Source organism: Pseudomonas sp. S3_E10 (assembly GCF_054667615.1).
In genome coordinates, this window is the sequence record NZ_CP162743.1 from 5,498,686 (window position 1) to 5,510,672 (window position 11,987).

9 protein-coding genes and 1 pseudogene are annotated in these 11,987 nt (G+C 63.1%); 2 read left to right on the forward strand and 8 right to left on the reverse strand.

What is annotated here, in order from left to right:
• Positions 1 to 113 precede the first annotated feature (113 nt).
• Together AB4N98_RS25260 and AB4N98_RS25265 are read left to right on the forward strand one after the other, a co-directional pair.
• Positions 114 to 1,151 (forward strand): histone deacetylase family protein, encoded by a 1,038-nt coding sequence (locus AB4N98_RS25260; protein WP_460060062.1) that lies wholly within the window; start codon positions 114 to 116, stop codon positions 1,149 to 1,151.
• 61 nt (positions 1,152 to 1,212) lie between these two features.
• On the forward strand, positions 1,213 to 2,619 hold the full coding sequence (locus tag AB4N98_RS25265) for an amino acid permease (protein ID WP_065878971.1): 1,407 nt from the start codon (positions 1,213 to 1,215) through the stop codon (positions 2,617 to 2,619).
• Between the two features lie 45 nt (positions 2,620 to 2,664).
• On the opposite strand, the gene AB4N98_RS25270 is transcribed toward AB4N98_RS25265, so the two are convergent.
• The 8 genes and pseudogenes from AB4N98_RS25270 to AB4N98_RS25305 all read right to left on the reverse strand — a co-directional run bounded on the left by AB4N98_RS25270 (position 2,665) and on the right by AB4N98_RS25305 (position 11,978).
• Positions 2,665 to 5,196, reverse strand: coding sequence for an autotransporter family protein (locus AB4N98_RS25270; protein ID WP_460148972.1), 2,532 nt, complete (start codon positions 5,194 to 5,196; stop codon positions 2,665 to 2,667).
• 281 nt (positions 5,197 to 5,477) lie between these two features.
• A complete protein-coding gene (locus AB4N98_RS25275) occupies positions 5,478 to 6,239 on the reverse strand; it encodes a PIG-L deacetylase family protein (protein WP_017528444.1) in 762 nt (253 codons plus the stop codon).
• A 176-nt stretch (positions 6,240 to 6,415) separates the two neighbouring features.
• Complete coding sequence (locus AB4N98_RS25280; RefSeq protein WP_068931958.1) at positions 6,416 to 7,075, reverse strand: glycosyltransferase family 2 protein; 660 nt, start codon at positions 7,073 to 7,075, stop codon at positions 6,416 to 6,418.
• Positions 7,072 to 7,671 (reverse strand): SAM-dependent methyltransferase, encoded by a 600-nt coding sequence (locus AB4N98_RS25285; RefSeq protein WP_267864185.1) that lies wholly within the window; start codon positions 7,669 to 7,671, stop codon positions 7,072 to 7,074. The genes AB4N98_RS25280 and AB4N98_RS25285 overlap by 4 nt, the downstream gene beginning before the upstream one ends.
• The gene (locus AB4N98_RS25290) at positions 7,668 to 8,426 is read right to left on the reverse strand and encodes a PIG-L deacetylase family protein (RefSeq protein WP_017528441.1); all 759 of its coding nucleotides are present in this window, start codon (positions 8,424 to 8,426) and stop codon (positions 7,668 to 7,670) included. The genes AB4N98_RS25285 and AB4N98_RS25290 overlap by 4 nt, the downstream gene beginning before the upstream one ends.
• Positions 8,423 to 9,447: pseudogene (locus AB4N98_RS25295) on the reverse strand (acyl-CoA dehydrogenase). Before AB4N98_RS25295 ends, AB4N98_RS25290 begins: the two are co-directional and overlap by 4 nt.
• Complete coding sequence (glgX, locus tag AB4N98_RS25300; protein WP_065878983.1) at positions 9,419 to 11,578, reverse strand: glycogen debranching protein GlgX; 2,160 nt, start codon at positions 11,576 to 11,578, stop codon at positions 9,419 to 9,421. The pseudogene AB4N98_RS25295 and the gene glgX overlap by 29 nt, the downstream one beginning before the upstream one ends.
• 133 nt (positions 11,579 to 11,711) lie before the next feature.
• Positions 11,712 to 11,978 (reverse strand): DUF2934 domain-containing protein, encoded by a 267-nt coding sequence (locus tag AB4N98_RS25305; RefSeq protein WP_017528438.1) that lies wholly within the window; start codon positions 11,976 to 11,978, stop codon positions 11,712 to 11,714.
• Positions 11,979 to 11,987 lie beyond the last annotated feature (9 nt).

An 11,987-nucleotide genomic window follows, 5' to 3' on the forward strand; every position in this document is an offset into this window, starting at 1 on the left:
GTCATAAGGGTAAAAACACCCGATAAAACTACCAGCGCCGGAAGTAAAAGCAAAGAAAGCCCCGCATCCCCAGAACAAAATGGAGCCTGTCTTTTACTGGCGGATGTACACACATGCTGACTGTTTTTAGCGATGCCCACCGTTTGCACCATGGCACCGAATTGAAAGATGGCGTGCTCAAGCCTTCGTTCGAACAACCGAGCCGCGCCGACACTGTTCGTGACCGCGTGCGGCATGTGGGGTTGGGCGACATCATCGTGCCGCGCACGTTTGACCGCGCCTGTTACGTCAATGCCCACAGCGAACGCTATGTGGCGTTCCTTGAAACCGCGTGGGCCGAGTGGACGGCCATCGGCCGCAGCCATGACGCGCTGCCGCTGGTATGGCCGGTACGCGACCTGGCCAACCAACACGTGCCGGATTTCATCGACGGCAAATTGGGCTTCTTTGCCATGGATGCCGGTTCACCGATCACCGCCACCACCTGGAATGCGGTCAAGACCAGCGCAGACATCGCGCTCACCGGCCTGGCCCTGATCGACGAAGGCCACCACAGCGCCTTCGCCCTGTGCCGCCCGCCCGGCCACCATGCGGCGCGCGAATACATGGGTGGTTATTGCTACCTCAACAACGCCGCGATTGCCGCGCAACAGGCCATTACCCAGGGCGCCCGGCGCGTCGCGGTACTGGATGTGGATTTCCACCACGGCAACGGCACGCAGAACATTTTCTACGACCGCCCGGACGTGCTGTTCATCTCCCTGCATGGCGACCCGTCGGTGTCCTACCCCTATTTTTCTGGCGCACGCGCTGAGCGCGGCAGCGGAGCCGGGGAGGGTTTCAACCTGAATTATCCGCTACCCAAAAACACCGCCTGGGGCCACTACCAAACCGCCCTGGCCGATGCGTGCCGGCAATTAATCGCCTTTGCCCCTGAAGTGCTGGTGATCTCCCTGGGCGTGGACACCTTCAAGGACGACCCCATCAGCCACTTCCTGCTCGACAGCGAGGACTTCATCGGCATGGGCCAGATCATCGCCGGTGTGGGTGTGCCGACGCTGTTTGTAATGGAAGGCGGCTACATGGTCGATGAGATCGGCATCAACGCCGTCAACGTGCTGCACGGTTTCGAAAGTAAAACCGCCGGATAACAACAAACGCTCCACCGCCTTTTTTCTGCCAAAACTCAAAAACATAACAAGAGGTTTTGTGATGAAAACAACCACGCCCGGGCTTTGCGAAAAGCCTGCGTTGCAACGCACCCTGAGCAACCGCCATATCCAACTGATGGCCATGGGCGGTGCGATCGGCACCGGCCTGTTCATGGGCTCCGGCAAGATCATCGCGCTGTCGGGTACTTCGATCATCCTGATCTACATGATCATCGGGCTGTTCGTGTACTTCGTGATGCGCGCCATGGGTGAGCTGCTGCTCTCCAACCTGAATTTCAAGAGTTTCGCCGACTTTGCCGGCGCCTACCTGGGGCCGCGTGCGGCGTTCTTCCTCGGCTGGTCGTATTGGCTGAGCTGGAGTGTGGCAGTGGTGGGGGATGCGGTGGTGGTGGGCGGGTTTTTCCAGTACTGGTTTCCCGACGTGCCGGCCTGGATGCCCGCCATGGGCATGTTGCTGACGCTGTTCGCATTGAACGTGCTGACGGTCCGGTTGTTCGGTGAGGTGGAGTTCTGGTTCGCGATCATCAAGATCGTGGCCGTGGTAACTCTGATCAGCGTGAGTGCAGTGCTGATCGCCAGCTCGTTTGTTTCGCCCACCGGTGTCACCGCGTCCCTGGCTCACTTGCTGGACAAACAGGCAGCGTTCCCCAACGGCCTGTTCGGGTTTTTCGCCGGGTTCCAGATGGCGATATTCTCGTTCGCCGGCACCGAGCTGATCGGCACCGCCGCCGCCGAAACCCGTGCGCCCGAGAAGACCTTGCCCAAGGCGATCAACTCGATCCCGTTGCGCATCATTCTGTTCTACGTGCTGGCCTTGGCGTGCATCATCGCGGTGACGTCGTGGCAGCAGGTGTCGCCGAGCAAAAGCCCGTTCGTGGAGTTGTTTCTGGTGGCAGGGTTCCCGGCCGCGGCGGGCATCGTCAATTTCGTGGTGCTGACCTCGGCGGCATCGTCGGCCAACAGCGGGGTGTTTTCCGCCAGCCGCATGCTGTTCGGCCTGGCCGACTTGGGGGATGCACCGGGGATTTTCCGGCGCCTGTCGCGCAGCAGCGTGCCGTTTATCAGCCTGGCGTTTACCACCCTGTTGATGGTGCTCGGCCTGGTGTTGCTGTTCGTGGTGCCGGAGGTGATGACCGCCTTCACTATCGTGTCGACGGTGTCGGCGATCCTGGTGATTTTTACCTGGTCGACCATCCTGGCGTCCTACATCGCTTACCGCAAAAAACGCCCGGACCTGCATGCCAGCTCCGTCTACAAAATGCCCGGCGGTGTGCCGATGGCCTGGTTCAGCCTGGCATTCCTCGCCTTTGTGCTCTGCCTGCTGGCGTTGCGCCCGGATACGCGCCTGGCGCTGTGCGTGATGCCGGTGTGGTTTGCCTGGCTGGCGATTGCCTTCCAGTTTTCACGGTTCAAGGCTGTCGGCGTGGCCAACCCCGGTCACCGGTGATGGGCGTCAGTGACTGGCGTGGCGAAGGGCGCGGGCGTTTGCTGATCAGAACGCCATGCGCAAGCCGAGGGTGCCTTGGCGGCCATTGTCGGCTTGGCTGTCGAGGTTGCGCCTGTACCCGGCTTCGCCATAAATGCTCAGGTGTTCAGCGACCTTCAATGTGGCACCGACACTCACATCGAGGGTGCTGGCCTGCTGTTCTGTATCAATAGCGGTGTGCCCCTCAAACGTGGCGGTGTTTTGCCCGGCGCGGCTGTGCCACACATTCGCCCGCGCGTACGGCTGAAACGGCAGGCTACGCCATTGATAGTCGCCACGCAGGCGTACGCCAAGGCGTGTCGTGAGCGTGGTGTCGGCCTCGTACGACACGCGCGAAATGCCGTCGTTCTGGCTGTCGAGGCGGGTTTTGCCGACGATCACTTGTGCCTGAGGCTCCACCACCCACTGGCGGGTCACCGGCAACGGCCAGCCAATTTCAGCGGACGCCGTGAGGTTATGACCGCGGGTTTTCATCTTCACCCCACGGTTCGACTCGTTGTTGCCGTTGAAGCGCGTCCCCATCAACACCAGGTCGAGGTAAGCCTGGTTGGCGCCGATCAACGTCCAATAAACCCCCAGGCTGTCGCCGCGCAAGGTGGTCTTGCCGGCGTCCTTGTCCTGCCAGCCACCGTTGAAGCCTTTGACATTGCCTTTGAGCGTGCTGTGGCCAACGAAGAACCCGCTGCGTTGCACATGACCGTTTGCAGTGGTGCCGGCATACAGATCACTGCCCACTTGGAAGCCGAACAGCGAACGGTCGAGCGTCGGGCTGACCGTGCCGGCAAAGCTCTGGCGCGCGCTGCTGTCATAGACCCGCCCCCAACCGGCCTGGAATGCACCACTTTGCCGTTGTTGGCTCTGGTCGCCCATGCGTTCGTGGAAGGTGCCGAGCATGCCACGCACCATCTGCTCGGTGGCGGGGAACAGGGCGGCGTAAATCGACACTTCCGGCCGGTAAAACGGCGTCGGCGCGCCCCCCGTGCTGGCCGGCAGCGGCGGGGTGCCTGGCGCGGGGACGACTTGCGGGGCCGCCGGCAGGGTCGAACGCAGGTAGAAGTTATCGGCGGTGCCGGGCGTTACGCCGCCCTGGAACAGATGATATTCATACGCACCGGCCGACAAGGGTGCCGCAAGGCTGAAGGCCGTGGCGCTGCTGGTGGCACCGTTGAGCGCCTGCACCACCTGGATGCCATCCTGCAACGTGGCGGCGCCGGCGCCGCCTGCGTTGATCACATTCAGGCGGGTGGTGCCGTCGAGGCTGCCCTGGCTCACCACCAATCTATCGCTGGGCGAGCCGTCGCCGTCGAGCCGGCTGTTGAGCGCGAGCCGCCCGCCATTGCCGGTGTAATTTCCGTTGATCGTCAGGGTATCGCCAGTGCCCGCATTGGCGGCAGCCATGTTGATAAGGCCACTGTTGTTGACGTTAACCCGCTGGCCGGGTGTAAACGCTTCGATTACGCCGGTAGCGGCCTGCAGCTCACTCGTACTGTCGAGGTTCAGCGTACCGGTGCCGGACGCGCTATCGCCCAGCTTGAGCGTGCCGCCCAGAGACAGTTGCGCGCCGTTGCGCATGTCAATGGTTTCCCAGTTGGGCAACACGGCCGGGTCGCCGGCTTGGGTGTTGTCCAGGGTCAGCGTGTCATTGCCCAGGCCGCCGTCAACCCACTGTGCCGCAGCCAGTTGGGCACGCGTCAGGTTGTGCAACGACGCGGTGTCGTCACCCGGCCCTGCCATCACCGGGGCGTGGAGGTTGCCACCCGTCCAGGTGAACCGGTCATTGCCGAAGCTGAGCAACACTTGGCCCTTGACCTCACCCCCGGAGACGGTCACACGGTCGTCGCCGCCGCTGACGCTGATATTGCCGCCAATAACGCTGGTGCCCGACACCTCGATGGTGTCTTTGCCGAACCCGGTCACCAGGTTGCCGACAATGGTGCCTGCGCTCATCTTGAACACGTTGTCATCGAGCTTCATATCAACCCGCCCGATGGTGCCCCCGGTCATAGTCCCATGGTCACCGTCTTCAAAAGCCCCGGTGATGGTGCCGCCGCTGATCTCAAATTCGTCCAGGCCGTCTCCCTGGGCGAGTGAGGCGATGGTGCCGTCAGTCATGACAAAACGGTCCTGGCCCGAACCCTGGACCATCGCGCCGGCCTTGCCGCCGCTCACCTCTATCACGTCTTTGCCGTCGCCCTGATGCACCTCCCCCGTGATGCTGCCCAGGTCCAGCCGAAAGAAATTGTTGCCGTGGCCCTGGTCGAGGTTGCCATCGATGCCCGCATTCGGGCCGTTCACGTTGACCCTGTCGTTGCCGTCGCCATAGCTCACGTTGCCGGCGATCCGACCCGTCGCGGTGAGCGTCAAGGTGTTGTTGCCGCCGGTATCGGTAAAGCCCGGCGCCGTGGCGCTGTCGCAGTTGGATATGTCATCGCCGGCGGTGTTGTTGACGCTGCACGCCCCCCGCGAGGCTAATGGCCACGTCGCCAATGCAAGCGTCAACGCAATACCCAGGTACAACGAAAGTGTCCGTGTGCGCATGATCCGTCCTCAATCGAGGTGAATAGTGCCCCAGCGCCTGCAAAGGCAGGTGCGGGCCAGACCATGACAACGTCACGCGCGATACGGAACAGGGACTGCGGGTTACCTTTCGAAAACACCGGCCAATGCAAGGGGTTGGCATGGCTTTCTCGACTGCACCTTACCTGTGCAGCACTTTTTGCACCTTAGCCACACATCAAGCAGCGGGCTACTGTCAGAACTTACAGGTCTAGACGAGTGGCGGGCTGACGGGAGCCGCTCGGGGAACTCCCGCCTACCGTCTACAAAAACACGATCTCATAGGGCTCGCGCATGCGCTCAAGCAGCACCTGCGCCAATATCGGCGGCAGGCCGATCTCGGGGTCGCCCATCAGTTGGCTGGCGTAGGCGTGGGCGGCGTGGAGCTTGCGTGCCACGGCCCAGCTGTTCAAGCGCACTTTGCGTGCACGGTGCCAGGGGATCGCCGCGCTTTCGCGGGCGGGCCAATGCCAGGCCCGGATCGGTAATTCATAGAGCTGCGCGCCCACCTGGCTGCACGCCTGGGCACTGGCGCGGCCAACGGCATCGTGGTCGGCGTTGCCGTCATCGCGCCAGGTGGTAAACACCACGTCGCCCGGTTGCAGGTAACGCGCGATAAACGGGCTCAGTTGCGCTTCGCGGGCCGCCAGGGCGTTGTCACAAAAACCGCCACGTATCCACTTCAAGCTGTGCAACGGCATGCCCAGGCGGCGCAGCGCTTCGGCGCTTTCCTGGGGGCGCACCACGCTCAAACGGCTGGCCGGCCACACCTGGGAACCAGGGTGGCTGGCGCTGCCATCGGTGATGGAGATCAACTTCAAGGGGTGTTCCAGGGTGCTGAGCAATTGCAGCAGACCGCCGCAGGCCAGCACTTCATCACCGGGGTGAGGCGCGATGACCACCACGCGTGCGCCGGCGGGCACCAGCGAGGCAGTGGCGATCGGCGGGATTTGCGCCAGTTGCGGCGCGCTGTTCCAGATTTGTGCGGGGCCGCGACGGCCTTCGCTTAAGTAGGCAGGCTTCATGGTGTTACATCCTTGTCGATTGATGCCGGGTCGTGCCCCGTTGACGGGACGACACTCTTTTATTCACCACAGACTCCGCCGTGGTGGGCGCATGGCCATTCAGTCCTGAATGACCAGCAAGGCGTCATCAGCATAGTCAAGTATCCAGGGCTTGACCTTCAGCACACTGGTTTTTTTCAGGGCGCCTGCATCAAGCTCTTCAAATAATCACCAAAGCCACCCTGGGCACGGGACTCCAGGCGTGCGCTGGTGGTCACTTGGGGGGCATGGCTCCAGGCGATGGAGGCACCGCAGCGTTCCAGATCGCGCACCAGTTGAGCATCTTCATGGCACGCCAAGGGTTCGAAGCCACCCGCACGTATATACGCATCCGCGCTCACCCCCAGGTTGGCGCCGTGGATGTGCCGATGCCCGTCGCGTGCCTGGTAGTTCTGGTGATAGCGGATCTGCGCGGCGGGGTCGAAATCTTCATCCCAGGCTTGTACCGTCACCGTGCCGCAGACCGCGTCGGCCTCAAGCGCGAGTTGTGCCACCAGCCAGTCCGGCGCGACCCGGCTGTCGGCGTCGGTGCAGGAAATCCAGCGCGCACCTCGGTCCAGCAAATACTGCGCACCGATGCCGCGTACCTGGCCGACATTGCGTGCTTGTACTTCCAGCCTGTGTACCGGGTACGCCTGGGCAATGACCGCACTGGCGTCGCTGCAACTGTCGAGCACTACCAGGATCTGTACCGTTTCGCCCAGCAAGCCTGGATGGCGCGCCGCGATCATCGCGGCGTCCAGGCACTCGGCCAACAATGCTTCTTCGTTGTGTACCGGGATCAGAATGCCGATCATCGCAGGCCCTCAAGGCTGGCGACCGAAGTACCGTCGCGGCACCACAGGTCGAGGAGAAAGTCGTGTTCGTGATGGCTGGCGACTCGTGGCATGCCCAGCCGTTGCTCAAGCAGGGCATGTACCTGCTCGGCAGTCTGCGGGCACCCCTCGATAGGTGGGCGCCAATGGCAGGCGAGCAATTGGCCGTCGTCGCTTAAAGAGGCGAGGGCGCGTTCTATCACGCGGCACAGGTCGTCGGCATCGAGGTAGTAACACAACTCGCTGAGCACGATCAGCTCAAATTGCCCCGCAGGCCACTGCTCGGGCAAGCGAGCCTGCCGCACCTGCGCGTGGGGCACACCCAGCAGGCGGTTGCGCGCCAGGTTGACTGCCGCCGTGGCGGTGTCGCAACACAACAGTTGGTCGCAACGCGCGGCCAGTTCAACGCTCAGTTCGCCATTGGCGCAACCCGGCTCGAAGATCGCGGCGTAGCGCGGGCGCGTCAGCATCGCCAGGGTCAGGGCACGCTTGCGGCGCTCATACCAGCGTTGGCGGAATGCCCAGGGGTCATCGTTTTCGGCAAACAGCCGGTCGAAATATGGGGTGGCCACACTCATACGAATACCACTTCAAAGGGTTGCAGCAAACGCTCCACCACATAAGGCGCCAGCACCGGCGCAAGGCCGATCTGCGGGTCACCTTCTAACTGGCTGGCGAAGGCATGGATAGCGTGGCGCTTACGGGCCACGGCTTCGCAGGTCAGGGGGATTTTGCGTGCGCGGTGCCAGGGCACCAGGCGGTCTTCGGGGGTCGCCCAGTGCCAGGTCCACACCGGCAGCTCGTACAGCGTGGCGCCCACTGCCTGGGCGGCCGCGGCACTGGCCCGCCCCACGGCTTCGTGGTCGCAATGGCCGTCTTCGCGCCACGTGGTGAACACCACATCGGTGGGTTTTAGGTAGCGCTGGATAAACCTCATCAACTCGTCTTCGCGTGCGGCGACGTTGCTGTCGGCAAAGCCTGCGCGCAGCCACTTCAAACTGTGCAAGGGCAGCCCCAGGCGGTGCAGCGCCTGCGCCGACTCCTGCGGTCGCACCACGCTCAGGCGCTCCGCCGGCCAACGTCGGGAGCCTGGGTGGCTGGCGCTGCCGTCGGTCACCGAAATCAGTTGGATGGGCCTCCCCAGTGCGGCCAGCCCCTGCAACAGGCCACCGCAGCCGAGCACCTCATCGTCTGGATGGGGGGCGATGATCACCGCGCGATGGCCCTCGGGCACCAACTGTTCGACGCTGATCAGCGCAAGCTCGGCCATGCGCGGCGAGGTTTGCCAACGATGCAGCGGCGTACCTTGGCCGACAATCGGGTTGGGTTTCATAGCTGCCACCTCCCTGAGGGCGCGCCGGCTACCTGCTCACCGAGGCCGGCAAGATCACGTTCGGCATGGCTTTGGCGCATGTACACCGGCAAGTCCGCCATCAACTGGGCAAAGTGCGGGTCCTTGCAATACGGCCCGGCACCGAGCGCGCGGCCGACATGGTGAATCACTTGCTCCACGCTGTCTTCGATGCACGCCCGCGCTTGCTGAGCCAGTTGCCGGGCATCGGCGATGGGCGCACGGTCGATGCGCGCAGCGCTTGCGCGCAACACGCACGCGGCGCTGTGCAGTGCCCTGTCGACGGCGCCCAGATGTGCAAGCGCGTGGGGTTCAGGGCGTTGGCTGCAATGCGCGCGCAATGCCTCTGCAAGCTGTTGCGCCGCGCCGTACCAGCACGCGGCGACGCCGATCCCGCCGTGCCAGAAACCAGGGCGGGCGAGGTAATCGCCTGGTCCACCTACAGCAAGGCCTGCGGCCTCATCGAAGACAATCTCGACACTGCCCGTCGCCGCCATGCCCACCGCGCACCAGCCTTCATCCGTCACCGTAACGCCTGGCTGTTGCATCGCAACCGCCACCAATTGCTGACGGTCCGTTTCATCCCAGGCGGTCAATAACCCATGGCTCACCACCGCCGCACCGGAACACCAGGCTTTGCGCCCCAGTACCCGCAAATGCTCACCCTCACGGTACACCCGCACCTTGGCCGTTGGCGGCTCGGCGGCCCACATTCCCCACGTAGTGCCTGGCGGGGGAGGGGGCTGTCGAGTTCGGCCATGATCGCCAGCGCGTCGGTATGGCCTTCGAACAACTTGCACAGGCGCACATCATGCGCGGCCACCTCGGCCAGGCGTCTGAAACGCTCCAACGTCTGGCCACTGCCGGGCAATGGCAACCGATCCAGGCCCTCTGCCTGAAGGGCCTCCAGCGCCCGGCCGAGGGCTTGCGTGTCCGAGTAGCCCTGGTATTTAAGGCATCTGTGCACGCCTGTCTCACACCTCGTCTTCGCGCTGCAGCTCAAACAGCAACAGCGAGCGCCCGGTCACGGCATATTCGTGATCGAATTCAAAACGTTCCTGGCCGCGCACGGCCGGGTCATTGGTGTCGAGCATGCAGCTCCAGCTTTCACCTTCGGGCACCGGCGGCAGGCGGAAGTTGACCATGTCGTGGTGCGCATTCACCACCAGCAACAAGGTGGCATCGGCGCCGGCACGGCGGATCCCGGTTTCCTGGGCGCGGCCATCCATCAGCATGCCCAGGCAGCGGCCCTGGCTGTCCTGCCATTGTTCGGTGGTCATTTCGCTGCCATCGGGCGCAAGCCAGGTCACGTCCTTCACACCGATGTCTTCGTTGTAGTCACCCACCAGGAAGCGCCCGCGACGCAAGATCGGATATGCCAGGCGCAGTTTGATCAAGCGCTTCACAAACTTGAGCAACGACTTGCCGTCATCGTCCAGGTCCCAGTTGACCCAGCCGATCTCGCTGTCCTGGCAATAGGCGTTGTTGTTGCCGTGCTGGGTACGGGCGAACTCATCACCGGCGACGATCATCGGGGTGCCCTGGGCCAGCAGCAGCGTGGCGAAGAAATTGCGCATCTGGCGCAGGCGCAGCGCGTTGATGTGCGGGTCGTCGGTGGGGCCTTCGACGCCATGGTTCCAGGACAGGTTGTTGTTGCTGCCGTCCTGGTTGTTTTCGTCGTTGTCCTCGTTGTGCTTGTCGTTGTACGACACCAGGTCGTGCAGGGTGAAACCGTCGTGGGCGGTGATGAAATTCACCGAACTGTACGGACGCCGCCCTCGATGGTTGAACATCTCGCCCGAGGCGGTCATGCGCCCGGCGAAGTCCGCCAGTTGGCCGTCGTCGCCTTTCCAGAACGCGCGCACGGTGTCGCGGAAGCGGTCGTTCCATTCCGCCCAGCCCGGCGGGAAGTTGCCCACCTGATAGCCGCCGGGGCCGCAGTCCCAAGGCTCGGCAATGAGTTTGAGCTGGCGCAGTATCGGGTCCTGGCGGCAGGCGACGAGGAAGCTATGGCGCTCGTCGAAGCCGTCGCGGTAGCGGCCGAGGATGGTCGCCAAGTCGAAGCGAAAGCCGTCCACATGCATCTCGGTGGCCCAGTAGCGCAGTGAGTCTGTCACCATCTGCAGCACGCAGGGGTGGCTCAGGTCCAGGGTGTTGCCGGTGCCTGAATCGTTGATGTAGAAGCGCTTGTCGTCGGGCATCAAGCGATAGTACGAGGCGTTGTCGATACCGCGCATGGACAGGGTCGGGCCACGTTCGTTGCCTTCAGCGGTGTGGTTGTAGACCACGTCGAGGATCAGTTCGAGCTTCTGCTCATGCAGGTGCGCGACCATTTCCTTGAACTCGGCGATCTTGCCGCTGGCCAGGTAGCGTGGGTCGGGGGCGAAAAACGCGATGCTGTTGTAGCCCCAATAGTTCGTCATGCCTTTTTCCAGCAGGTGCTGGTCGTTGACGAAAGCGTGGACCGGCAACAGTTCCACCGATGAAATACCCAACTGGCGGATGTGCTTGAGCACGTCGTCTTCCATCAGGCCGGCGCAGGTGCCCCGCACCGATTCGCCCACCGAAGGGTGGCGCATGCTGATGCCGCGCAGGTGGGTTTCGTAAATGATCGTGCGGTCCCATGGCACCCGCACCGGCTGGTCGTTGCCCCAGGTGTGCGCCGGGTCGATGACCTTGCACTTGGGCACGAAGGGCGCGCTGTCGCGTTCGTCGAAGCTGAGGTCGTCGTCGGGATGGCCGATGGTGTAGCCGAACAGCGCCTGCGACCATTTCAACTCACCCACCAATTGCTTGGCGTAGGGGTCGATCAGCAGTTTGTTGTGGTTGAAACGATGCCCGTTGGCCGGGTCATACGGACCGTACACGCGGTAGCCGTAAATCAGCCCTGGGTGGGCGTCGGGCAAGTAACCGTGGAAGATCTCGTCGGTGTATTCGGGCAGTTCGATACGCTCCAGTTCAACTTCACCGGTGTCGTCGAACAGGCACAGTTCGACCTTGGTGGCATTGGCCGAGAACAATGCAAAGTTGACGCCCAGGCCGTCCCAGGTGGCGCCAAGGGGGAAGGGCAAACCTTCACGAATCCGCGACGGCTCGCTGCCCGGCGTCGATGGGGTTTTATGGGGTTTGCTCATTGAGTGTTGCTCCTGCAAGGGTCTTTTTCCGGGCCGAACGCGGCCGTGCTGACCAGGGGTCAGTTGAGAAATCTGAAACGTGGGGTCACCTCCTGCCGACTGCGTCGGGAGGAGGGTTATGGCGCTATAAGGGTCAGGGTTTGGGCTTTTTCGGCGCAGCCGGTTTTTTCGCTGGCGGCGGGGCCGGTTTGCTGGCCGCCGCCGGTTTGGCTTTCGCTGCGGCGGGCTTGGGCGCCGTCTTCGGTTTGGCGGCCGGTTTTGGCTTGCTCGGTGTCAGCGCTTCGGATTCGGCCAACTTGCGCGCCATCTCCCAGTGGCGCGCGTCCTGGCCATGGGGTTTGCCTTCAGACTCCCAGATCTGATGCGCCAGTTCGCGTATGCGTTTGTCTTCGGTACTCATCGCAATGCT

Excerpts from the sequence above, each read along its gene's own strand:
- AB4N98_RS25260 (WP_460060062.1), top strand. The coding sequence starts at position 114 with ATGCTGACTGTTTTTAGCGATGCCCACCGTTTGCACCATGGCACCGAA.
- AB4N98_RS25265 (WP_065878971.1), top strand. The coding sequence starts at position 1,213 with ATGAAAACAACCACGCCCGGGCTTTGCGAAAAGCCTGCGTTGCAACGC.
- AB4N98_RS25270 (WP_460148972.1), bottom strand. The coding sequence starts at position 5,196 with ATGCGCACACGGACACTTTCGTTGTACCTGGGTATTGCGTTGACGCTT.
- AB4N98_RS25275 (WP_017528444.1), bottom strand. The coding sequence starts at position 6,239 with ATGAAGCCTGCCTACTTAAGCGAAGGCCGTCGCGGCCCCGCACAAATC.
- AB4N98_RS25280 (WP_068931958.1), bottom strand. The coding sequence starts at position 7,075 with ATGATCGGCATTCTGATCCCGGTACACAACGAAGAAGCATTGTTGGCC.
- AB4N98_RS25285 (WP_267864185.1), bottom strand. The coding sequence starts at position 7,671 with ATGAGTGTGGCCACCCCATATTTCGACCGGCTGTTTGCCGAAAACGAT.
- AB4N98_RS25290 (WP_017528441.1), bottom strand. The coding sequence starts at position 8,426 with ATGAAACCCAACCCGATTGTCGGCCAAGGTACGCCGCTGCATCGTTGG.
- glgX (WP_065878983.1), bottom strand. The coding sequence starts at position 11,578 with ATGAGCAAACCCCATAAAACCCCATCGACGCCGGGCAGCGAGCCGTCG.
- AB4N98_RS25305 (WP_017528438.1), bottom strand. The coding sequence starts at position 11,978 with ATGAGTACCGAAGACAAACGCATACGCGAACTGGCGCATCAGATCTGG.